Origin of the sequence: Bacillus sp. B1-WWTP-T-0.5-Post-4 (assembly GCF_009183795.1) — a bacterium.
Classification (GTDB): Bacteria; Bacillota; Bacilli; order Bacillales; family Bacillaceae_G; genus Bacillus_A; species Bacillus_A cereus.
Map to the genome: position 1 here is coordinate 130,247 of NZ_WEIJ01000004.1, position 24,639 is coordinate 154,885.

A 24,639-nucleotide genomic window follows, 5' to 3' on the forward strand; every position below is an offset into this window, starting at 1 on the left:
ACATTTCCCAAGAAATATTGAATCTTCGACATAGAATACAAAAAGCCGTGCATCAGCACGGCTTTTCATTTTAGATACGGACAGCAGTCCCGCTCACAGCAACCATTAGCATTCCTTCGCGAACTACCTCGTAATCCACGTCGATACCAACAATTGCATTTGCATTTTTTTGTCTTGCGAAAGTTTTCATTTCTTCCATTGCGATGTCGCGTGCTTCTTTTAATTTACTTTCATAAGCACCCGCACGACCGCCGACAACGTCACGGACGGAGGCGAAAAGGTCACGAACGATATTCGCGCCCATAATCGCTTCTCCATTGACAATATCGATGTACTCAATAATTTCTTTTCCTTGAATTGTAGACGTTGTTGTTACAATCATACTTTATAGCCTCCCATATGAGATTTTTACCTACTTATGGTGCACTAATTCTGTACAAATTATATTTACGAACTAAACTGAGCTTCGTATAACCTACTGTATCCTCCACCTTGCTCAATTAATTCATTATGTGAACCTTGTTCTGCAATACCATCTTTATTTACAACGACGATGCGATCTGCATTTTTAATCGTTGCAAGTCTGTGAGCGATAACTAATGTTGTACGGCCAACAGATAGCTCCGCAAGCGATTTTTGAATCGCAAGTTCTGTCTCTGTATCTAATGCAGAAGTTGCTTCATCCAATATTAAAATTGGAGGGTTTTTCAAGAACATACGAGCAATAGCTAGACGCTGCTTTTGTCCACCTGAAAGTTTCACGCCGCGCTCACCGATAACAGTATCTAAACCGTCCGGCTGTGAGTAAATTAAATCTTCTAATTGCGCACGTTTTACTGCCTGCCAAATTTCAGCTTCTGATGCTTTTAAATTTCCGTAAGCGATATTTTCACGAATTGTTCCTGAGAATAAGAACACGTCTTGCTGCACAATTCCAATTTGCTTACGAAGTGAAGATAATGTCATATCTTTCGTATCAATTCCATCAATTTGAATCGATCCAGATGATTGTTCATAAAAACGTGGTAATAGGCTACATAACGTCGTTTTCCCAGCTCCTGATGGTCCAACGAACGCAACTGTTTCACCTGCATGTATTTTCAAACTAATGTCATTTAAAATCGGTTCTTTGTTTTCATATCCAAACGTAATGTTGTTATATTGAATATCACCGTGTACATGCTTCACTTCCATTGCATCTTTAGAGTCTACAATGTCAGGCTCTGTTTCAAGAAGCTCTACATATCTTTTAAAACCGGCGATTCCTTTCGGATAGCTTTCGATTACCGCGTTAATTTTTTCAATTGGGCGGAAGAAAATATTCGTTAATAGAACGAATCCGATAAATCCACCGTACGTTAATTCTCCTTGCAGCACAAACCATGTACCGCATATTAAGACGAAGAGCGTTACGAGACGCATGAGCATATAACTAATCGACGAATTTAACGCCATAATTTTATACGCCATTAATTTTGTTGTACGGAAACGAGCGTTGTTAACAGCAAATTGCTCTTTCTCAAACTTTTCATTTCCGAATGCTTGTACAACGCGAATACCACCAACATTGTTCTCAATGCATGCATTAAAATCAGCAACGTCTGAGAATAAACGTCTAAATGTACCTGTCATTTTTTTATTAAAGTAAAGTGCTAACCATAATAGGAATGGAATGACGAAGAACGTTAATAACGCTAACTTCCAGTTGATCATCATCATAAATGAGAATGCCCCAACTAAAGTCATTACGGCGATAAATAGATCTTCTGGTCCATGGTGAGCAATTTCCCCAATTTCCATTAAATCGTTTGTAAGGCGTGAAATTAAATGACCTGTTTTATTATTATCAAAAAATCTGAATGATAGCTTTTGAATATGATCAAATAATTTCTGCCTCATATCTGTTTCAATGTTAACACCAAGCATATGTCCCCAATATGTAACGACATATTGTAAGCCTGCATTTAACATATAAACTGCGAGTAAACCGAAACAAGCCCATAAAATAAGCGTCCAGTTTTGCCCTGGCAATAACTTATCAATAAATTGATTTACGATAAGCGGGAAGCCGAGTTCTAATAATCCTGCGACAACCGCACAAGAAAAGTCGAGTATAAATAAACCTTTATACGGTTTATAGTACGAGAAAAATTTACGCAGCATATCTTACCTCCATTTTCCAAAATTAAAAAGACTCCCTAAATGATAACCATTATCAAATAATTATTCAAGTTATCCGTCTATGAAACTGAAAATAAGCTTTGCGATAGTTGTCGTTTTTTGCTGGAAAGTCGATATATTCGAATAATTCCCGATATATTTCGAGTTGCGCTGATATATTTGCAAAATCGCCGATATATTTCAAGTTGCGCTGATATATTCGGAAAATCGCCGATATAAATTTCATTTACTAACTACTCTCCCATCTCCCAAAAACAAAAAAGGTACCACCACAAGGTGATACCATTCCTTCTATTACATCGCTTCCGAATCCCACTCATGCTCCTGTTCAACGAATACAATACCTAATTCGTGATGTCCACCAGCATATAATGCAGTTTGTGCAAGACGAAGCTCACCATTTGTATCTAATACTTCTAATTTACAAAATGCTCCTGTCGTCTTCGTTTGAAGCGCATCATAAAATTCCTCGGCGCTTTTTGGAATGACTCCATTTACTTTCGTAATAATTTCTCCAGGCAGTAATTTCAGCTCTGCTCCAATTGTATTTGGAATTGTATCTAGTACAACGAGCCCATCATTGCGTGCAGCAAAATACGCTGGTCTTGTTTCATCGGCAATTTTTTCTTGCATCGAAATTGTGAAACGCCCAAGCATAGCGACTCCCATCGCGATAATTGCAAGTACGTGCCACCAGTAACTTGCAATTCCTAAAACGAGCACAAGTCCTGCTAACCCATAAACACGTCTTCCTGTAAATAATAAAGCTTCCGTCGGCTCATAACTTTTAATATTTCTCATAAATCCAATTAAAAATGGAACGAGGAATAGAGAATATGTATTTGAACCTATTGAAACGACAGGCCACCATGAAATAAACTGCGTTACCGCATCACCCGGTACAAGAATAAAAATAGGAACGATCCATAAACGCTTTGATTCGTGTAAACCAATCTTTAATCCACGCTTCCCCTGCCTAATCCTCGGCGTCGAATATCCTACTGCGTTTTTAGAAATCAATAAGCCTTCTACAATAAGCATAACGCCTAGTAAAATAACAAGGGATACAATGGTACTCTCTTCACCTTCTCGAAGCTGTAAAAAGGAAACTGGTAGCTTAGAAGATAATAGAACACATACAATCGCAATGCTAAATGTATAAGCCGCCGATAAACATCGATACATAGCCGTTAATCCAAATAGTAACGTCCAAATTAAAATGGCCCATAAGCTTGCTTTAGAAACAACAAGTCCAAGCCCAATCGTAATAATAGATACTACTAATCCGTATCCAATCCCTGCAAATAGAGAGGTTCGCAGTTCAAACCAAATATCATAAACTTTAAAAGAAAAATCTTTTCGTTCTCTTAACATACGTAAGTATCCAACGAAGATACTACTTATTACAAATATATAGACAGCAGGGTGTAAGAAAAAACGTCCAACTGCCCGCATTATTTCAAAAATCCACGCCTCCACGAACTCATTCACCACCATTTATATCATTCTTTCTTTTTATATTATCATAACTAAACAAACGTTTGTTTAACACAAAAAAATACAGGCAGCAAACTGCCTGTATTTCTTCTTATTTTGCCATTAATTTTAATGCTGACTGTAATTGTAAATCATTTTCTCCAGAACGGATTTTTTCGATAATTTTAGTTTGAATCGCTTCAGCTGTCTTTTTATCAAGCTGTCCTGTCGCTTCCATTTCATTTGCATTTTGGAATGCTTTCAAAGCCGATTCTGTCTCTTTACTAAAGTATCCATCTTCACGACCTGGTACATAACCTAAGCTCTTAAGCATTTCCTGAGCATGTTTTACTTGTACATCATTTGAATTGTATGAAAGTGTTTTTTCAATTTGAATTGGTGTCGCATGATAATAATTTGGTTGCTTCACTTCTACTGTTGGCGCGATTCCCTTTTTATGAATCCAGTTCCCATCCGGCGTTAACCATTTAAACATCGTTAATTTAATGTTGCTGCCGTCTTTAAATGGAACAGCTTGCTGGACAGTACCTTTACCAAATGTCTTTTCACCAATTAAATCGTATCCTTCTCCTTCTTTTAGCGCACCCGCTAAAATCTCTGAAGCAGAAGCACTTCCATTATCAATTAATACTGAAATTGGATATGGTTTTCTCTCTTTCAGTTCCGTAGAGAATTTCTTCTTCTCACCATTTCGCTGCTCTACTTGTAGCATCGGCTTTTTATTCGTCATAATTTCCCCTAGTATATCTTCTACACTATTTAAGTAGCCACCAGGATTACCACGCACGTCAATAACTAAGCCTTTTATATTTTTCTTCTCTAACTCTTTTAACTGATCCTTAAATTCTTTCGCTGTATTTTCAGCAAAAGAAGTGATTTGCATATAACCGATATCTTTTCCGCTCTCTTGCTTCACAGAACTAAACACTGTAAAGATCGGAATCTTTTCACGCTTAATTTTAAATACAATCGGATCAGTTACTCCCGCACGTTTAATTTCAATTGCGACAGTCGTTCCCTTTTTACCACGAATTTTTAATACTGCTTCTTCACGTGATAAGTCTTTCACACTGTTTCCATCTACAGATAAAATTTGGTCATTCGGTTTAATTCCTATCTTTTCTGCTGGTGAACCTTTAATTGGCGATACGATAATAAGCTTACCGTCCGTCTTGTTCACCTCAGCCCCAATCCCCTCTAATTCGGGATCAAGCGATTCACTAAACTGTTTGGCTGTTTCTTTATCCATATACGTGGAATAAGGGTCCTTCAGCGTAGACAACATACCTTGTATTGCACCTTCAACTAACTTTTCATCTTTCACGTCTTCCACATAACGTGAATCAATTAGTGCATACGCCTCATTAATTTTTGCCAAATTCCCTTGCGCAGTGCTAGCATTCCCACTCGAAATTGTTTGCGTTACTTCTGATGGGTTAACCCCAAATACAGACATGCCTGCAAACATTCCGCCAGCACCAATTAAAAATGCAACAACCATTCCAATAATTGCAACTCTACGTTTCAATGCGGAATTCCCCTTTCCAAAACACACAGGTGGTGTAGCAAAAGGCATCACACAGTGTGTGATGCCTTTACCTATTTCTACTATATGATAAGCTTGTACGAATTATGTTTGCAACTTTTTATACTTTTAAGAAGCGACGAATTGACATTACACTTCCCCACATACCGATTAAAGCACCGATTAACACTAGTAAACCAGCTAATTGGAATACGAACGGACTGTATGGTAGAAGCTCGAAAATTGTTCCGCCAAGTTTTTCATTAAACACACCTTGCAACGAATTATACGTAATTAGAATTAGGCCAATTGGAATAATTGATCCTAATACTCCTAAGAATAATCCCTCTAGCAAGAATGGCCAACGAATAAACCAGTTTGTTGCACCAACAAGTTTCATAATTTCAATTTCTGTACTACGAGCATAAATTGTAATTTTAATTGTATTAGAGATTAAGAACATCGCTGTGAATAAAAGACCAGCAATTAACGCAATCCCAATGTTACGACCAGTTTTTACAGTATCAAATAATCGTTCAACTTGTCCTTTTCCGTACTGAACATTACTAACAAACTGCATTTTTTCAACCTTCTTCGCGATTGTCGCTGTATCGGTTGGTTCTTTTGCTTTTACAACGAATACGTTTTTAAGTGGGTTATCTTGTTCAAATAACTCAAACGTTTTTCCACTATCACCTAAGCTTTTAATTAAACGTTTTAACTCTTCTTCTTTAGAAGAATATTTAATAGAATCTACTTTTGCAATCTTACTCATATCTTCTTCTAATTTCTTTTGATCCGCTTCTTTTGCAGCTGGATCAATGTGTACACGAATCTCTACATCTTGCTCTACTTTCGTCGCAAAATGGTTCATATTCATAATCGCTGTTAAAAAGACACCTACAAGTAATAATGTAACTGTTACTGCACTAACAGAAGCAAATGTCATCCATCCGTTACGTGATAGATTCTTTACACCTTCTCGCAAATGTCGACTAAGGGTCTTAGCCTTCATATCCGTATCCTCCCTCAATCTCATCTCGAACAATTTTTCCGCCTTCAATCGCGATTACACGATGACGGATTGTATTTACGATATCTGCATTATGCGTCGCCATAACAATCGTTGTGCCGCGCTCATTAATGCGAGTAAAAATATTCATAATATCAAGAGCTGTTTCAATATCTAAGTTACCTGTTGGCTCATCGGCAATTACAACCTTTGGTCTATTTACAATTGCTCTTGCAATAGCCACACGTTGTTGCTCCCCGCCCGAAAGCTCACTTGGAAGTGCGTCTGCACGATCTTCAAGGCCTACAAGACCTAGAACTTCTGTTACACGCTCACGAATTGCATCCGGTTCTTCTTCAATTACTTCTAAAGCAAACGAAACATTCTCATATACCGTTAACTTAGGTAGCAATTTGAAATCTTGGAAAATCACGCCTAATTGACGACGAAAATACGGAACGTCTCTTTCTGCCAATGTTTCGATAGTAAGTCCATTTACATTAATAGATCCTGTAGATGGTTTCTCTTCACGATACATCATTTTAATAAATGTAGATTTTCCGGCTCCACTCGGTCCAACTACGTATACGAATTCACCTTGTTTAATGTTAACTGTAAGACCAGCAATGGCTTTCATACCATTCGGGTACTCCTTATAAACATTCGTCATTTTTATCATTATTTATCACCCAATACTTAATGATTTTTTTCGAAATACTTTTCTGTACATCTGAAAACAAAAGACATCCTTCATTTTCATTTAGTCATCCTTGTTGAAGATAGTTTACTTATGCTTTCTCATAAGCAATACCACTCTATGTAATATATTTCAGCAAAATTCTACAAACCCCATTGTAACATCAAACGGTTTCCAATTTGGATACATTTTTGTTACAGTTATGTTACATACCAGAAAAAAGGAAAACGAGTTGACTATATTATCAACTCGTCCATTTCACCTTTTTTATTTATGTTCAGCTAACCATTCAGACACTTTTTTCGCATCTTCACCTTGAATAAGTCCTGGTGACATTGAACCGCGGCCTTTTTTAATAATCTCTTCGATATCTGCAGCGTCGTACTTACCGCCTACTTTTCTTAAATCAGGTCCAGTTGCCCCTGATAAATCTGTTGCGTGACATCCCGCACAACTTCTTTGGAAAATTTGTTCTGCGCTGTCTGTACTTGCAGACTGTTTCGAAGACTTACTCTCTTCTTTATTTCCGCATGCTCCTAAAGCAAAAACAACCGATGTCCCTAGCGCAATAGCCAACAATTTCTTTTTCACTTCTATCGCTCCCCATTGTTGATATTCTTTTTATTCCTAACACACTCATTTTCATTATAAGCATTATCTTTATATAGAAAAACTAAGGTGTATTTCATATTCCTCAAAAATACAGTGAGAACCTTGATAAAATAAAGCTTTCATAAGTTGTTTCAATTCTGTGAACAACTTAAAAAACTTCTATAAAGCATCCTTTTTAAAAGGAAAATTAGAAAAGTTCTATATAAATCTTTACCATATTACCGCTCTATTTTACTATTCTCTACTTTTTACAAAACAATATACAGCATTGTAATCTACATATAATCCCATCAAAAAGAGAAGTTGTCGTTTCCAACTTCTCTTCCTCTTTACTTCATCTATAAAAATAAAATCAAATTCTTTATATCCTCTATTGTCCTCAGCATGCGCCAACAATTTCGTTGGCTTTTTTTCGCTTATTAGATGCGAGAACGTAAGTAAGCATCAATAAATGGATCAATCTCTCCATCCATAACAGCTTGTACGTTACCAACCTCCGTATTTGTACGATGGTCTTTTACAAGAGAATACGGGTGGAATACGTAAGAACGGATTTGGCTACCCCATCCGATTTCTTTTTGCTCTCCGCGAATTTCATCTAATTCTGCTTGTTGCTCTTCTAGTTTCTTTTGATATAATTTCGCTTTTAACATTTTCATCGCATGCTCACGGTTTTTAATTTGAGAACGCTCCGACTGACATGTTACAACCGTATTTGTCGGTGTATGTGTAATACGAACTGCTGAATCTGTCGTATTTACGTGCTGTCCACCAGCTCCACTTGCTCGGTACGTATCAATTTTTAAATCTTCTGTACGTACTTCGATTTCAACTTCATCATTGAACTCTGGTACAACTTCACAAGATACGAATGATGTATGACGACGCCCTGAAGAATCGAATGGTGAAATACGTACAAGACGATGTACACCTTTCTCTGCTTTTAAGTAACCGTAAGCGTTATGACCTTTAATTAATAAAGTTACACTCTTAATACCAGCTTCATCACCTGGTAAATAGTCAACCGTTTCTACTTTGAATCCGCGTTTTTCAGCCCAGCGTGTGTACATACGTAATAGCATAGAACCCCAGTCTTGTGACTCAGTCCCACCTGCACCTGGATGTAATTCTAAAATCGCATTATTTTTATCATAAGGATCACTTAATAGTAACTGAAGCTCATACTCATTCATTTCTTGAATTAAGCCTTTTACTTCTGATTCTAATTCCTCATGTAAATCTTCATCATACTCTTCTTTTAAAAGCTCATGCGTGATTTCTAAATTTTCGAACGTCTCATCTAACTGACGGAACTTTCCAACCATATCTTTTAACGCATTCGCTTCATTAATTACAGCTTGTGCGCCTTGTTGGTCATCCCAAAATCCTGCGCCCATCATTTTCTCTTCTAATTCTGCAATTTGTTTCTCCTTAGTAGGGAGGTCAAAGAGACCCCCTAAAAGCCGCTAATCGCTTAGCCATTTTCTCTAATTCCTGTCTAATTTCTACTAATTCCATTTCCTTCACCTCTATGTAATTGCTGTTACTTTCGTATGAAAACAAGGGAAACTCTCTCCACTTATTACGGAGAGAGTTTAATCCTTCTTAATTATACATTTTTGATATAAAAGTTTGCAAAACAGCCTAAGCTACCGTCCTATATTACTGAACGATACCACAGCAGTTTTTATATTTTTTACCGCTACCACATTTACATAAATCGTTGCGGCCCACTTGGTCACCTTTTACAACTGGCTTTTTCTTTGCTTCTTCACCATCGCTAGAAGGATGAACAGCTTCACCTTGAACAACTTCTTGACGTTCTAAGTTTTGTTCAATTTCAGCTTTCATAATGTAACGAGAAATTTCCTCTTCAATAGAAGCAACCATTGACTCGAACATCGCGAATCCTTCCATTTGGTACTCACGAAGTGGATCGATTTGACCGTAAGCACGTAAATGAATACCTTCACGAAGGTGATCCATCGCATCAATATGCTCTGTCCATTTCGTATCTACAACGCGGAATACAACAACCTTCTCAAACTCACGCATTTGCTCTTCTGGCATAAGCTTTTCTTTTTCATTGTATCGCTCAATTAATTTCGCAATAATTGGCTCGCTCATTTCCTCAGGAGCAAGGCGACGTAATTCTTCTTCTTTTACATCTCCGTCTTGAAGAAGGTTTGTATTTAAGTAGTCAACAAGACCTTTAATGTTCCAATCTTCTTCAATTTCCTCTTGTGTATGAAGAGCAACAGCACGTTCTACTGTAGATTTCATCATACCTTCAATAATGCCGCGTAAGTTGTCAGACTCCATTACCTCTTGACGCTGTTTGTAAATAACTTCACGTTGCTGACGAAGTACATCATCATATTGCAGTAACTGCTTACGTGCATCATAGTTATTTCCTTCAACACGTTTTTGTGCAGATTCTACCGCACGAGAAACCATTTTACTTTCAATCGGCTGAGAATCATCCATACCAAGGCGGTCCATCATTGCTTTCATATTATCTGAACCAAATCGGCGCATTAATTCATCTTCCATCGATAAGTAGAATTGCGTAACACCAGGGTCCCCTTGACGACCAGCACGACCACGTAACTGATTATCAATACGACGACTTTCGTGACGCTCTGTACCGATAACTGCTAAACCAACGTTTTTCACATCGTCTCCAAGCTTAATATCTGTACCACGACCTGCCATGTTCGTCGCGATTGTTACAGCACCTTTCATACCAGCCTCTGCAATGATATCTGCTTCACGAGCATGGTTTTTCGCATTTAAGATGTTATGACGTACACCTTTACGCGTTAACATTTTTGAAATAAGCTCTGAAGTTTCAATTGCAACTGTACCTACAAGAACAGGTTGTCCTTTTTTATGACGATTTACAATATCCTCAACAACAGCATTGAACTTACCTTCCATTGATTTAAAGATTAAATCGGCACGATCATCACGAATAATCGGTTTGTTTGTCGGAATTACAATAACGTTCATATTGTAAATGTTACGGAATTCCTCTTCCTCTGTTTTCGCTGTACCAGTCATACCAGATAATTTTTCATACATACGGAAGTAGTTCTGGAATGTAATTGTTGCAAGCGTCATGCTTTCATTTTGAATTTCTACACCTTCTTTTGCTTCAATCGCTTGGTGTAATCCTTCGCTATAACGACGACCTTTCATAAGACGACCAGTGAATTGGTCTACAATTACGATTTCGCCTTCTTGTACAACATAATCTGTATCACGATGCATAACAACGTGTGCACGAAGCCCCTGATTAATATGGTGAAGAAGTGCTACATGTTTTAAATCGAATAAGTTTTCAATATGGAAAGCTTTCTCTGCTTTCGTAATACCATCTTCTGTTAGCATTACATTTTTCGTTTTCACATCAAATGAATAATCTTTTTCATTTTCTAACGTACGAACAAATGCATTTGCAAACATGTATAGCTCTGTTGATTTTTGAGCTTGTCCTGAAATAATAAGCGGCGTACGTGCTTCATCGACTAAAATAGAATCGACTTCATCGATAATAGCAAAGTGAAGTGGACGTTGAACGCACTGCTCTTTATATAAAACCATGTTATCACGTAAGTAATCGAATCCAAGCTCATTATTTGTGCTATACGTAATATCAGCAGCATAAGCCTCTTGTTTCTCTTCGCGTGACATACTATTTAAGTTAATTCCTACCGTTAAGCCAAGGAACTCATGAAGTTGTCCCATTTCGCTCGCATCACGTTGTGCTAAATATTCATTGACTGTAACAACGTGAACACCTTTTCCTGTTAAAGCATTTAAATATACAGGTAATGTAGATGTTAACGTTTTACCTTCACCCGTTTTCATCTCAGAAATATTCCCTTCATGTAAGGCAATACCACCCATTAACTGTACGCCATATGGACGCATTCCAAGAACACGAGTTGCCGCTTCGCGAACAACTGCAAAAGCTTCAGGTAGTAAATCATCTACTGTTTCACCTTTTGTTAGACGTTCTTTAAATTCAAGCGTCTTTCCTTTTAATTGTTCATCAGTTAGTGGCTTAATAGATGACTCTAATGCATCAATTTGCTCAACTGTCTTTTGCATACGTTTAATTTGGCGTTGATTTACATCAAACACCTTTTTTAAAATACCGATCATAGGAAATACGCTCCTCTTTTTATTAAAATAAAACTTCCGATTGTTTTTCTTTTTCTCTATTACAATCAGTCGTTATAAAAATCAAATGTATGTTATGCCAATTTTTCTCCTAATTAAAAAAACTAAAATGTATATACCTAATGATAATTGTAACACTTGTCTTATAACTATGACAACAATCGGCCGATTGTCTCGTTCTAAATTAAGAAAAGTTTTTTAAAAATCTATTTTCAGCAAAAAAAGCGCAGCCTCATTTGGCTGCGCTTTCGAATTATTATTTAGTTTCGATTAAACCGTATTTCCCATCTTTACGGCCATATACAACATTAGTTTCGTTTGTATCAGCATTTGTGAAGACGAAGAAATTATGTCCTAGCATATCCATTTGTAGGATTGCCTCTTCAACGTCCATCGGTTTTAAATCGAATCGTTTTGTACGTACAAGTTCTAATTCATCTTCTTCTACCTCATCCAAAACAGCTACTGCTTCCGGAAGGATAAAGTTCGTTTTTATAGAACCTTTCTCACGTAACTTACGATTTACTTTTGTTTTATGTTTACGAATTTGTCGCTCAATTTTATCAACTACTAAATCGATAGCAGCGTACATATCGCTATTAGTTTCTTCTGCACGAAGTAATAAATCAGTAAATGGAATTGTTACCTCGACACGTTGCTTGTCAGAGTATACTTTTAAATTAACTTTAATCTCTGGGAATGTATCAAAATAACGCTCTAACTTACTTAGTTTTTTCTCTACATATTCCTTTAATGCTGGAGTTACTTCAATATTTTCACCACGAATGTTGAATTTCATAGATGAATTCCTCCTTTCAAGCCTATGTACTATAATTTCGACATTGGCTTAAAAACTCCTTCTAACTTTTTTAAAAAAATTAGTGGAATTGCGATTTTTTTATCGTTTTTTGTTGAAATGAAAAGATGCATCGTTTCTATCTTTATTTTATCCTATTAACATCGTGAATAACGAATATTTCTGTGGACAATTCGTTACAGAAAAGAAACAACTTTTTGACAACTTACCCTATAACAAAAACCCCTTGCGAAAAACAAGAGGTTCTACTACATATATATAACGTTGCCACAAACGCAGCTTTCTCTTCCCAAAACAATATACCCTACAGTTTCACAACATTAGCTGCTTGTGGCCCACGTGCTCCATCTACAATGTCAAACTCTACTTGTTGCCCTTCTTCCAATGACTTATACCCATCTTGTTGAATAGCAGAAAAATGGACAAATACATCGTCACCATCTTCACGCTCAATAAACCCAAATCCCTTTTCTGCATTGAACCATTTCACTCTTCCTTGCATGTTCATTCCATTCCCTTCACTCTAAAAATCAGGGCATTCGCCCCATATTTTGACTATAACGAATGACAACATATGAAGTCAAAGAAGACTTATCGCCTTTTTATTATCCCTTTCGACACTGTCATATTAACTTCTACAAAGTGTCAAACTAGATACTTCCCTTGCCCCTCTTTCATATAACAAACTTCCGATTTGCCTAACTGTAATCCCTGTCGTATACACGTCATCAACGAGTAAAATATGTTGCCCAGAAAACATCTCTTCTCCCTGAAAATAAAAAGGATTGCTTCCTGACACCCTTTCTTTACGTGTCTTCTTACTTTGCTTTTCTGTTTCCCTTCTTCTTAATGATGGATAAGAAATTTTGACAGGCAAACAAGTTGCTAATAACTCAGCTTGATTAAAACCACGTTCAACTTCCCTTTCCTTACTAAGCGGAACAGCGATAACAGTTGAAACATTGGCAAAACACTTTTGAAATAAACTTCGAAAAGGACGATAAAAAATGTGCACTAACTCTGCATCCCCCCGAAACTTAAACTGCGCTACTATTTCTTTCATCTCATCATCATACATATATAACGAACGGTTTTTAAAAGAACGATACTTCTCCTCTTTCATCCACCTTATACAATCTATACAAATACCGTCTTCTTGAAATGAGGCAGGAACAAATTCTAAAGGTCGCCCGCACTCCATGCAAATTTCTCCTATAATATAGGAAAGTTTCTGCTCACATCTATCACATATATATTTTCTATGACACTTTACAAAAAAAGTGTACCAACTAACCTTTTCTACAAAACACTCATCACAAAGTAAACAATGCATTAATCGATCAATCCTTGTTCTTTCGCATTTTTATTCATACCTTGAATATGTTTTTTCGCGCGCACCATCGCCTCTGTCTTGCCATAGTGAAAATAAATGACCTCTCCATACGGTGCTTCAAAGCTCCGCCCTGCTCGGCCCGCAATTTGTACGAGCGCACTTTCTGAAAATATTTCTTCTTCCGCCCCTAAAACTGCAACTTGCAAATTTTTCACCGTTACGCCTCGCTCTAAAATTGTCGTTGTAACTAATAATGGGATTTCTCCCTTTCTGAACGCTGCGACTTTCTCTTTTCTCATCGGATCTTCTGCATGTACCCCTTCAACTTTATTATGCAATGATTTCAATAACGAGCTTATTTCTTCTATATATCGTACATGGGGAACGAATAAAAAAACAGGATACTTTTTGTTTAAGTGCATCTTTAACCATTGTAGTAAAACTCGAGGAATTCTTTCACGGTTGAGGCTTTTCTTCCAATTTCCGCACCAGCAAAATAGAGGAACTGGCAACGGATGACGGTGATATCGTCCAGAAACAATAACACCTTTTTGTTCACCTTTTCTAAATTTTCGCTTCCACGTTTCATCTGGAGTCGCAGTTAAATAAATACGCGCCGCTTTTTCTTTCATCGCTTGTTTTACCGCGTACTGTAACATTTGATCTGCACAATATGGAAAAGCATCTATCTCATCTACAACTATGACATGAAACGCCCTATAATAACGTAATAATTGATGCGTGGTCGCAACGACTAATACTGCATCTTTTTCTTTATCTACACTCCCTCCATATAAAGCCGCTACCTTTATATATGGAAATACTTCTTGTAATCTCGGTGCTAATTCCAAAACAACATCCGTTCTTGGCGTTGCGATACAAACTCTTTCTCCTTTTTGAAGCGCTTCGTTAATACCGTAAAACAACATCTCTGTTTTCCCAGCCCCGCATACAGCCCAAATAAAAAATGATTCTTTTTGCTTAATAGCCTCTATAACTCCTTGCGCCGCCAAATTCTGGCCAGTAGACAACGTCCCGTTCCACTGTAACAAATTTGAATTCTTTTCTCTCTTTCTTTCAGCAATCCCGCGAACAAGTACAGCACATTCACTTACTCTCCCCATCGTTATACACTTCCGGCAATATGTGCACACTTTACTGCACCTTTTACATAAAAACGACGCAAATAGCCGCCGATCTACATTTCCACAGCGTTGGCACATATATTTAGAATTCTTCTTTTTTACACCTTGTACACATACAATCTCTCCCTTCTTTTTCAAATCGTTTAATTTCCTCTGTAAATCTGAAGAAAGTTCTTCTAATAGCAACTGTTTCCCCGCTACCATCAACAATCACCTCCAGCACTACTATAAACCTTTCTCATCATCTCGTAAAAACTCAAAAAAGCCGATAACCTACTTATAAAATAGTAAGCTATCGACTTTATACACGTTTTTTATTCTTTTATAAATCCTAGAATCGACCGTATCCTAAGAAATGTTTTTGGTTATACGAACTGTTAATATCACCGTACGCAATTCCTTTATCACTAGCATGAATCATTTGGCCATTACCAACATAAATACCAATGTGAGATGGACCTGCTTTATAAGTACCTTGGAAGAATACTAAGTCTCCTGGTTGTGGGCTATCTACTTTAGAAACTGAGTTCCAGTAACCCCTAACGTCTTGACGACCTACACCAAAGATGTAAGAAATGAATCCACTACAATCAAAACCACCGTTTGATGGGGATGCACTTCCCCAAACATATGGTAAACCTAAGTAGCTTTGTGCTTTACCAATTACGCCACCCACATTTGGAGCTGCCTTTTTCTCTTCTTGTTTAGGTGCTTCTTTCTTAGGCTCTTCTTTTTTTGGTTCTTCTTTTTTAGGCTCTTCTTTTTGAGCTTGTCCACCATTGTTTGCTGGTGCAGCTTGCTCTGCAGGTGCTTGTGCTGGCTGAGCTTGCGCAGCTTTAGCAGCTTGCTCTGCTTGTTTTTGAGCAGCAGCTTCTTGTGCAGCTTTTGCTTGTGCTTCTTCTTCTGCAATGCGTTGTAATTGCAGTGCTTGTTTCTCAAGCTCTTTCAATTGACCTTCCGTACTTGTCATTGAAGTTACAACTGTATCCATTTTACCGCTTAAATCGTTTACTGCTGTTGCTTTTTTCTCTTTTTCAGCGTCAAGTTCTTTCTTAGCAGTTTCAATTTGAGCTTGTGCTTCTTTTAATTCTTTTTGTTTCTCTTTTACCGTTGCAACATCTTTTTTCACACTAGCTTGGTCTTCTTGTTGTGTTTTCATGATATCTTCATCAGACTCAAGAATTTTAGAAACAGAAGTTAAACGATCAACTAAATCTGCAACGTTTTTAGAGTTTACAAGAACTTCTGTTACAACGTTCGTATTTGGTTGTTCTTGAAGTGCAACTAAACGCTTTCTTAATAGCTCTTCACGTTTTGCAATCTTTGTTTGTAATTCTGCAATATCTTTATTTTTCTTTTCAATTAATTGCTCAGTATCAGAAACTTTTTTCATTGTTTCATCAAGCTTTGCAGCATTCTCTTGAACAGATTTATCTAAACCTTGAATTGTTTTGTTTAAGTCATTCATTTGCTTTTGTAATTCATCACGTTCTTGTTGTTGTTTATGTAAAGTGTCATTTTGTGTGTTAATTTGTGATTTCACGTCAGAAATTTTATCTTCTGCAAATACATTTGGTGTTAGCCCAGAAAACATTAATCCTGCAACTAATGCACAAGATGCCATTTTTAGCTTTTTCATTTTATTTTTTACACCGCTTTCTTTTTTCTTTTTCCGTATATAACCTATAAAATTTATACCATAATTCGGGATTTTTTTTGCTAATGTTACGTTTTTGTAAAACAAATGTAATATTATATGTAGCTCTAGCGCAAAATGCGTATATTTTTGTATGTATGTGTAGAAATTTATATACTTTTCTCACTTCTATAAACAAAGAAAAAACGTAAGGAATCCCTTACGTTTTATTAAATATACGAATACGAATACAAATGAAATACTACTTCATCCATTTCTCAGCCCAATTTTGGACCTCATCCATAACACTTTCTAACGCTTTTCCCTTGTCAGTTAAGCCATACTCGATTCGAACTGGTACTTCTGGATAGACATTACGAACTACAATGCCCTCGCTTTCCAATTCCTTTAAACGCTCTGACAACATACGATCGCTCATATTTGGGATAATATCTGCGATTTCTCTAAAACGTTTCGACTCTTCAAGCAAAGATTTAATAATTAAGCCAGTCCACTTCTTACTAAGCAGAGTAAAAGCTGACTCAAACTTTGGACATAAACAAGAATTATGCTCCATATGTTTCACCTCTCTTCTATTATAATATAGTTTCTTGTAAAAAGTAAGTTATAAAACTTTCCTCATTATTTTATTTTACGTACATTTTACCATTTCCAAATATTAACTTGTCAACTAAACGTAACATACCCGTAAAAAAACCCTCTTAAAAAGAGAGCTTTTTATATCTTTATTACTTCGTATACCATCCAAGACCTAATGCACCTTCACCTAAGTGCGTACCAATTACAGCTCCAAAATAACCTGTACGAATTGTGACGTGAGGATATTTTGCTTCTAATTCTTTCTTCCATTCATTCGCTTCTTCTTCACGTTGTGCATGAATGATAACTGCTTCCATAGGTACACCTTTACTTGCTTGCTCATCAAAAATTTCAATGATACGTTTTAATGCTTTTTTACGTGTACGAATCTTTTCAAACGGAATAATGATTTTATCTCTAAAATATAAAACTGGCTTCACTTGTAACAGACTGCCGATGAAAGCTTGCGCGCTATTCAATCGACCACCACGTTGTAAATGATGTAAATCATCAACTACAAAATAGGCGTCCATCGTTTTCTTCATTTCATCAAAACGAGCGATAATCTCTTTTGGGTTCTTTCCTTCACTTGCTAACTTTGCACCTTCACGCACATAAAATCCTTGTACTTCACAACTAATTTCAGAGTCATACGTGTATACATCAATACCCTCTACCATCTGTCCAGCTGTCGTTGATGTTTGATATGTACCACTAATTCCACTTGATAGGTGAATACTAATAACTGCATCATAATCTTTAGCTAGTTCTTCATATAGCTCAACAAACTTTCCGATTGCTGGTTGAGAAGTTTTTGGAAGTTCCTCTTGTTCACGTACTTTCACATAAAAATCATCTGCTGAAATTTCAGCTTCTTCTTGATAAGATTCTGTTCCAAACACAACGTTTAATGGAATCATATATATATTGAGTTCATCACGAATTTGCTTCGGTATATATGCCGTACTATCAGTAACAATAGCTATTTTCATTTTCGTACCTGCCTTATAAAAAGTTTTATTTCCTAATTTTACACGAAAACTACAAATGGTGCATCCATACATGAAAATGCCGGTTGAAATTATACCTACCATCTCGACAAATTACAACAAAAAGATAAAATACTCACCAAAAACTTCAGCATATTTAGAAAAAATGTTTGAATATAAAAAGGCTCGCTTTTAAAATGGAAAGTACTAGTCATTTTGATAGATAGGGGCGTACACAAGTGCTATTACAATATTTAACAATCAAAGACTACGGCGAACACGAAATCGTCATTCAAAAATCAAGATTTATTTGTTATATTAGCCGAGCAACGACTGAGGAAGGGGCTCAAAAATTTATACAAAAAATAAAAAAACAACATTGGAATGCAACACATAATTGTTCCGCTTATTTAATTGGCGAACAAGATCATATTCAAAAAGCAAATGACGACGGCGAGCCTAGCGGTACAGCTGGCGTACCAATGCTGGAAGTACTTAAAAAACGTGGACTAAAAGATACCGTCGTTGTCGTAACACGCTATTTTGGTGGCATTAAACTTGGTGCAGGTGGATTAATTCGTGCATATGGAAAGTGTACAAGCGAAGGCATTAATCATGTCGGTGTTGTCCAGCGAAAACTAATGCGTGTGATGCAAACCGAGATTGATTACACATTACTTGGCAAAGTGGAAAATGAATTACGCAATTCAAAATATGCCATTAAAGATATTCATTATCTAGAAAATGTCACATTTGATACGTATGTAGAAGAAGACGGCAAACAAGCATTTACAGATTGGATGATTGAATTAACAAACGGGAAATGTACAATTACAGAAGGAGATATGTTGTACTTAGAACAAGATGTTATCTAAGCATAACCCATTTATCACCTTCAAAGATTAATGTAGTGAATTACTTCCCTACAAATGAACTAACGAACTAAGGAGATTATATATGGAAGAACGTTATTATCATCTCCAAAATAGCAGAATAAAAAAGAAGCGAAGAAGGAAACTTTTCTTCTTCCTTATTTTCGCATTTTTATTTGGCAGCATAGGAGTTTATGTGTTAAATTCTTACTCTTCTCTTATGGGGATGTATAGTGGTTTTACTCGTGAAAAATCAGATTTAAGAAACAAAGATGTAGAAATTACAAAAGAACCTTTTACAATTCTCATTATGGGTATAGAAGATTATGCGACAGATGGTCAAAATGGTCGTACAGACTCATTAATGTTTGCAACAGTCAATCCAAAAACGCAAAAGATTTCACTTATGAGTATTCCTCGTGATTCTCGAGTTAAAATTGTTGGCAAAAATAAGGAAGACAAAATTAACGCTGCCCATGCTTACGGCGGAGAAGAAATGGCAATCAAAACTGTCGAAGGCTTTCTAAAAGTTCCTGTAGACCATTATCTGAAAATTGATTTCCAAGGCTTTAAAGGTATCGTTGATGCTGTTGGCGGCGTTACCGTTGACGTACCCTTCGATTTCTGGGAGCGCTCTGACGTGGATTACTACAAAAAAATTCAATTTAAGCAAGGACAGCAAAACTTAAACGGTGAAGAAGCACTTGCTTACGTCCGTATGCGAAAGCAAGATCCAAATGGCGATTATGGTCGAGCTGCTAGACAAAGACAATTACTGGCCGCTGTTGCTCATAAACTAAACTCCACCTCTACTGTATTTAAAATTAAAGATTTAACAGCTGTCGTTGGAAAATATATAAAAACCGACATCCCTATTTCAGACGGACTTGCTCTTTACAATAAACTTTCTGGATTTGATCCTTCTACAATGCAAACGTTAAAGCTTGAAGGCGAAGACAAAAAGATAGGCGGTATTTATTACTTCCTTCCAGATCCAATCAGTGTAGAAACGGTGCGTAACGAAATTGAAAAAGAATTAGGAGAAAAAGCAAAAAACCTAACTACAAAAAACAACTCAAATCCTGATTCAAATTCAAGTTCTAATTCTAACGAACAAACAAAAAAAGCAACAAACAAAAATAAAACACCAACTGATCCGCCACCTTCTACAAATGCTCATGCAGAGTGGATTATGCGCAATCAGCCGTAACAAAAAGGCCCAATCTATTCGATTGGGCCTTTTTTATTTACTTATTAAAGTGCTGTAAAATTGCTTCTACAATACGCTCTGATGCACGACCATCACCGTAAGGGTTAGATGCTTTCGCCATCTTATCATGAGCTTCTTTATCTGATAACAGCTCATCAGCAAGACCAAAGATTGTCTCTTCGTCTGTTCCTGCTAATTTCAGCGTACCTGCTTCAATACCTTCAGGGCGCTCTGTTGTATCACGAAGAACAAGAACTGGTACACCAAGGGATGGAGCTTCTTCTTGTACACCACCAGAATCCGTTAACATTAAGTATGAACGAGCTGCAACATTGTGGAAATCAATTACATCTAGCGGCTCAATTAAATGAATACGGTTATGTTCACCTAAAATTTCATTTGCTATTTCACGAACAACAGGGTTCATATGAACAGGGTACACAACTTGTACATCTTCATGTTTGTCAACAAGACGCTTAATTGCACGGAACATATTACGCATCGGTTCACCTAAGTTTTCACGGCGGTGAGCTGTCATAAGTACAAGACGATCATTTCCAAGTTTCTCTAGTACAGGATGACTATATGTTTCTTTTACAGTCGTTTGTAGCGCGTCAATCGCTGTATTTCCTGTGATGAAAATACGTGACTCATCTTTATTTTCCTTCTGTAAGTTCGTTGCTGATTTTGCTGTTGGTGAGAAATGAAGATCCGCCATTACACCTGTTAATTGACGATTCATCTCTTCTGGGTATGGAGAATACTTATCCCACGTACGAAGGCCCGCCTCAACATGACCTACTGGAATTTGATTATAAAAAGCAGCTAAGCTTGCAATAAATGTTGTTGTTGTATCACCATGTACAAGTACAATATCCGGCTTCGCTTCTTTCATTACTTTATCCAAACCTTCTAAACCACGCGTTGTAACATCAATTAAAGTTTGGCGGTCTTTCATGATATTTAAATCGAAATCTGGCGTAATTCCAAAGATACTTAATACTTGATCTAACATTTGGCGATGCTGTGCTGTTACAGTCACAATCGATTCAATTTTTTCTGGTTGTTTTTGCAACTCTAATACAAGAGGTGCCATTTTAATTGCTTCTGGACGTGTCCCGAAAATTGTCATTACTTTTAAACGTTCAGTCATGTGATTGCCTCTTTTCTTTCACTAATTACAGCTTCTATTATGACATATAAAAATATGCATGAGTACATCCCTTTTTAACGCATAACAGAAACTTTTCTATTACAAATACTTTTTCTTCCTACCGAGTAATAATCTATCTTTTGTTTCTTAACATCTTCATCAGTATAACAATTTCTCCCATCAAATAAAATAGGCTCCCTCATAAGTTGTACGTACTTTTCTAACGGATAAGTTTGAATATCTTCCCATTCTGTTACGATAAAAACCGCACTCGCATCTCTAATCGATTCATCTATACATCTACTATATTGTATAGCATCTCCAAATATATTTTTCACATATTGAATTGCTTTTGGGTCGTAAAGAACAATTTCTGCACCTATATTAAGTAATGCTTCTATTATAATAAGAGATGATGCCTCTCTAATATCATCCGTATTCGGTTTAAAGGATGCGCCAAGAACTGCAATCCGCTTTTTACTCATGTTCATAACTTTTTTCGCTTTTTCAATCAATAGCAGCTGTTGCTTATTATTTACTTCAATAACCGCTTTTAACAAACGAAAATCATGAGCAACATTTCCCGCAATTTGCACCAGCGCTTTCGTATCTTTCGGAAAACACGACCCTCCGTAGCCAATGCCCGCATTTAAAAAAGATGCGCCAATTCTCTTATCCATTCCCATCCCTTTGGCAACATCTAATACATTCGCGCCTACCTTCTCACATATATTTGAAATTTCATTAATGAAACTAATCTTTGTAGCTAAAAAGGCATTCGACGCGTATTTAATCATCTCTGCACTTTTAATATCTGTAACATACGTTTCTAAACATAATTCACTATACAAACTCTCTACTCTTCTTGCTACTTCCTCACTATCCGCTCCAATTACAATACGATCTCCATGAAAGAAATCATAAATACCTGAACCTTCACGCAAAAACTCTGGATTCGATACGATATGTACTGTATGCCTCCCTTTTAACTTCTCCTCAATCCATCCCTTCATTACATCATTTGTACCTACTGGAACTGTACTTTTCGTAACAACAATAATATCGTTCGTCGCATATAATCCAATATCGTTACAAGCACTCTGAATATACGTTAAATCTGCCGTCCCATCTAATAAAGGTGGTGTTCCAACTGCAATAAATATAAACTCTACATCATCAAATGCCTCTTCTTTATTTGATGTAAAAATTAAAGCATTATTCTCATATGCATAATTTATTAATTCATGTAATCTAACCTCATAAATAGGTAAATCCCCTTGTTTTATCCGTTCAATTTTTTCATCATCTATATCAAAACATGTAACTGAATACCCTAATTTTGCCAATCCCACTCCTGTAATCAATCCAACATATCCAGTACCTACTATCGTAATTTTCATTTCCTTTTCGCACAGGAATTTACAATAGAAAAGATATGAAATATAGAACTCTCCCTGCGCTTCCCCCTCTCATATTAAAAATGTGAAAACCCTTTTCCTTCTTCATTATATGAATTACTTCCCTTACTTTTTTTAAAGTTTTTGTAAAATTAAATGTACTATAAAGTAAAACTTAATTAGTAAAAATGAGGCTGCCAGTTCACGCGTGATAAATTCCCACATTTTAACACGAGACTTACTTATTTCTACGTGCAACACTTATAATACTGAAATAAAAGTATTCACTATCGAAGAAAAAGAGGAAATGTCACATTCCAAGGTTCAGTACGATTAACCTTCTCATATGATTCAACATTCTATATACAATTGTCATATATTCTATTCGCTTCCATTAACCGTAAAAAGAAAAAAAGATTGAATTCTAATCTTTTTGTGATACCATATGTTATGAGCCTGTAAATAAACATCATAATTTTCAGATAAATATATTTTCAAAAAAAAAATTACGTTAGACTATAAAGGGTGGGGTATTAATGGACTCACAAGTGATTTATGCCATTTTGGCATCTTTCATCACTGTACTTGTCGTTACTCCTTTAGTTATTAAATTAGCTTTTAAAATAGGAGCGACAGATAAGCCAAACGCACGTAAAGTGCACCAAAAGATTATGCCACGTCTTGGCGGGTTAGCAATATTTATTGGTGTAGCTGTAGGATTTGTTGTCGGCGGCTTATATGAGCAAAGAATGTTATCGATAACGCTAGGTGCAATTATCATTGTAATCATCGGAATTTTAGATGATATGTACGAGTTATCTGCGAGAGTAAAATTCGGTGGACAACTGTTAGTTGCCATTATGATTGTAAAAAGTGGATTATTAGTGCAAGTATTATATATCCCATTCTTTGGGGATACTGAACTTGGATGGCTTGCTTATCCAATTACAGTATTTTGGCTTGTAGGTATTACGAATGCAATCAACTTAATTGACGGCTTAGATGGATTATCTGCTGGGATTTCATCTATCGTACTTGCAACGCTAGCATATATGGCCTTTACTAGCCCATGGGGTACTGGAACAGCTATTATCTTGCCACTCGCATTAATTATATTAGCAAGTACAATTGGATTTTTATTCTACAACTTCCATCCAGCAAAAATTTTCATGGGAGATACAGGAGCACTATTTTTAGGATACTGTATTTCTGTTATATCGTTACTTGGATTATACAAAAGTGTAACGTTATTCAGTTTTATCGTTCCAATTATCATTTTAGGTGTACCTATATTTGATACGATATTTGCAATCATCCGTCGTATCGTAAATAAAAAACCTATTTCAGCACCAGATAAATCGCATTTACATCACCGCTTACTTGCAATGGGATTCTCTCATCGCAAAACGGTACTAATTATATACGCATTCGGTATTTTCTTTAGTGTAAATGCCATTATTTTCACTACTGCAACGTTATGGTTATCCATTATTCTTCTTTTCGCTTTGATTTTCTTCACAGAAATCATTGCTGAAATAATCGGGCTTGTACATGAACGCTACAAACCAATCATTTCCTTTTATAAAAAAGTGAAAAAACGCGAAGACTAATTGTAGTATAGCCTTTTCAATTATGAAATATTCAAATAGCATCCTCTTTCTTATAAGAGGATGCTATTTTTTATTCTCATTTTATATTTCCAAAATATAGATTGTTTGAGAGTTCCTCTATTGGAGAAAGATATACATAATAAGAAAAGTATCAAGTTTTCTTTT

21 protein-coding genes are annotated in these 24,639 nt (G+C 36.3%); 3 read left to right on the top strand and 18 right to left on the bottom strand.

Going from position 1 to position 24,639, the window contains the following annotated elements; all coding sequences use genetic code 11:
- Positions 1-70 precede the first annotated feature (70 nt).
- The 16 genes from GBN91_RS14915 to GBN91_RS14995 form a co-directional block, all read right to left on the bottom strand.
- The gene (locus GBN91_RS14915; RefSeq protein WP_000637523.1) at positions 71-382 is read right to left on the bottom strand and encodes a heavy metal-binding domain-containing protein; all 312 of its coding nucleotides are present in this window, start codon (positions 380-382) and stop codon (positions 71-73) included.
- A gap of 65 nt (positions 383-447) precedes the next feature.
- Positions 448-2,163 (bottom strand): ABC transporter ATP-binding protein, encoded by a 1,716-nt coding sequence (locus GBN91_RS14920; RefSeq protein ID WP_000944620.1) that lies wholly within the window; start codon positions 2,161-2,163, stop codon positions 448-450.
- Between the two features lie 312 nt (positions 2,164-2,475).
- Positions 2,476-3,678, bottom strand: coding sequence for a PDZ domain-containing protein (locus GBN91_RS14925; protein ID WP_033692799.1), 1,203 nt, complete (start codon positions 3,676-3,678; stop codon positions 2,476-2,478).
- A gap of 91 nt (positions 3,679-3,769) precedes the next feature.
- Positions 3,770-5,206, bottom strand: a complete 1,437-nt coding sequence (locus GBN91_RS14930; protein WP_000830313.1) for a S41 family peptidase — start codon at positions 5,204-5,206, stop codon at positions 3,770-3,772.
- Positions 5,207-5,324: 118 nt separating this feature from the next.
- Positions 5,325-6,218, bottom strand: a complete 894-nt coding sequence (gene ftsX, locus GBN91_RS14935; RefSeq protein ID WP_000645027.1) for a permease-like cell division protein FtsX — start codon at positions 6,216-6,218, stop codon at positions 5,325-5,327.
- Positions 6,208-6,894 (bottom strand): cell division ATP-binding protein FtsE, encoded by a 687-nt coding sequence (gene ftsE, locus GBN91_RS14940; protein ID WP_000594321.1) that lies wholly within the window; start codon positions 6,892-6,894, stop codon positions 6,208-6,210. The genes ftsX and ftsE overlap by 11 nt, the downstream gene beginning before the upstream one ends.
- A 285-nt stretch (positions 6,895-7,179) precedes the next feature.
- Positions 7,180-7,503 (bottom strand): cytochrome c551, encoded by a 324-nt coding sequence (gene cccB / locus GBN91_RS14950; protein ID WP_000727971.1) that lies wholly within the window; start codon positions 7,501-7,503, stop codon positions 7,180-7,182.
- Between the two features lie 440 nt (positions 7,504-7,943).
- Positions 7,944-9,042, bottom strand: a protein-coding gene (gene prfB / locus GBN91_RS14955) for a peptide chain release factor 2 (protein WP_096001716.1) whose coding sequence is annotated in 2 segments (ribosomal slippage) — positions 7,944-8,969 and positions 8,971-9,042 — 1,098 coding nt in all. Because the reading frame shifts where the segments join, the coding sequence is not laid out codon by codon here.
- Between the two features lie 144 nt (positions 9,043-9,186).
- Positions 9,187-11,694 carry a preprotein translocase subunit SecA gene (gene secA, locus GBN91_RS14960; RefSeq protein ID WP_000579387.1) on the bottom strand — a complete coding sequence of 836 codons (2,508 nt, stop codon included), beginning with the start codon at positions 11,692-11,694 and terminating at the stop codon, positions 9,187-9,189.
- A 274-nt stretch (positions 11,695-11,968) separates the two neighbouring features.
- Positions 11,969-12,511: a ribosome hibernation-promoting factor, HPF/YfiA family gene (hpf, locus tag GBN91_RS14965; RefSeq protein WP_000671185.1), complete on the bottom strand. Its 543-nt coding sequence runs from the start codon at positions 12,509-12,511 to the stop codon at positions 11,969-11,971.
- A gap of 322 nt (positions 12,512-12,833) precedes the next feature.
- Positions 12,834-13,031: a cold shock protein CspC gene (gene cspC, locus GBN91_RS14970; protein WP_001990088.1), complete on the bottom strand. Its 198-nt coding sequence runs from the start codon at positions 13,029-13,031 to the stop codon at positions 12,834-12,836.
- Between the two features lie 126 nt (positions 13,032-13,157).
- A complete protein-coding gene (locus GBN91_RS14975) occupies positions 13,158-13,862 on the bottom strand; it encodes a ComF family protein (protein WP_033666421.1) in 705 nt (234 codons plus the stop codon).
- Positions 13,862-15,211, bottom strand: a complete 1,350-nt coding sequence (comFA, locus tag GBN91_RS14980) for an ATP-dependent helicase ComFA (protein ID WP_048534568.1) — start codon at positions 15,209-15,211, stop codon at positions 13,862-13,864. Before comFA ends, GBN91_RS14975 begins: the two co-directional genes overlap by 1 nt.
- Positions 15,212-15,338: 127 nt before the next feature.
- Positions 15,339-16,751, bottom strand: a complete 1,413-nt coding sequence (locus GBN91_RS14985) for a C40 family peptidase (protein ID WP_044306533.1) — start codon at positions 16,749-16,751, stop codon at positions 15,339-15,341.
- A 154-nt stretch (positions 16,752-16,905) separates the two neighbouring features.
- Positions 16,906-17,220, bottom strand: coding sequence for a winged helix-turn-helix transcriptional regulator (locus GBN91_RS14990; protein ID WP_000400857.1), 315 nt, complete (start codon positions 17,218-17,220; stop codon positions 16,906-16,908).
- 172 nt (positions 17,221-17,392) lie between these two features.
- Positions 17,393-18,235 (bottom strand): DegV family protein, encoded by an 843-nt coding sequence (locus tag GBN91_RS14995; RefSeq protein WP_000684725.1) that lies wholly within the window; start codon positions 18,233-18,235, stop codon positions 17,393-17,395.
- A 236-nt stretch (positions 18,236-18,471) separates the two neighbouring features.
- Here GBN91_RS14995 and GBN91_RS15000 point away from each other — a divergent pair, with 236 nt between their 5' ends.
- Both GBN91_RS15000 and GBN91_RS15005 read left to right on the top strand, forming a co-directional pair.
- Positions 18,472-19,107 carry a YigZ family protein gene (locus GBN91_RS15000; RefSeq protein ID WP_152121668.1) on the top strand — a complete coding sequence of 212 codons (636 nt, stop codon included), beginning with the start codon at positions 18,472-18,474 and terminating at the stop codon, positions 19,105-19,107.
- An 82-nt stretch (positions 19,108-19,189) separates the two neighbouring features.
- Positions 19,190-20,314 (top strand): LCP family protein, encoded by a 1,125-nt coding sequence (locus GBN91_RS15005; protein ID WP_152121670.1) that lies wholly within the window; start codon positions 19,190-19,192, stop codon positions 20,312-20,314.
- Positions 20,315-20,351: 37 nt separating this feature from the next.
- Here GBN91_RS15005 and wecB read toward each other — a convergent pair whose 3' ends face one another.
- Positions 20,352-21,467 (bottom strand): non-hydrolyzing UDP-N-acetylglucosamine 2-epimerase, encoded by a 1,116-nt coding sequence (gene wecB / locus GBN91_RS15010; protein WP_137074688.1) that lies wholly within the window; start codon positions 21,465-21,467, stop codon positions 20,352-20,354.
- Positions 21,468-21,541: 74 nt separating this feature from the next.
- Complete coding sequence (locus GBN91_RS15015; RefSeq protein WP_006917643.1) at positions 21,542-22,867, bottom strand: UDP-glucose dehydrogenase family protein; 1,326 nt, start codon at positions 22,865-22,867, stop codon at positions 21,542-21,544.
- Between the two features lie 533 nt (positions 22,868-23,400).
- On the opposite strand from GBN91_RS15015, the gene GBN91_RS15020 reads away from it, so the two are divergent.
- Entirely contained in the window at positions 23,401-24,474 is a 1,074-nt protein-coding gene (locus GBN91_RS15020) for a glycosyltransferase family 4 protein (RefSeq protein WP_006917642.1), read from the top strand.
- Positions 24,475-24,639: the final 165 nt, after the last annotated feature.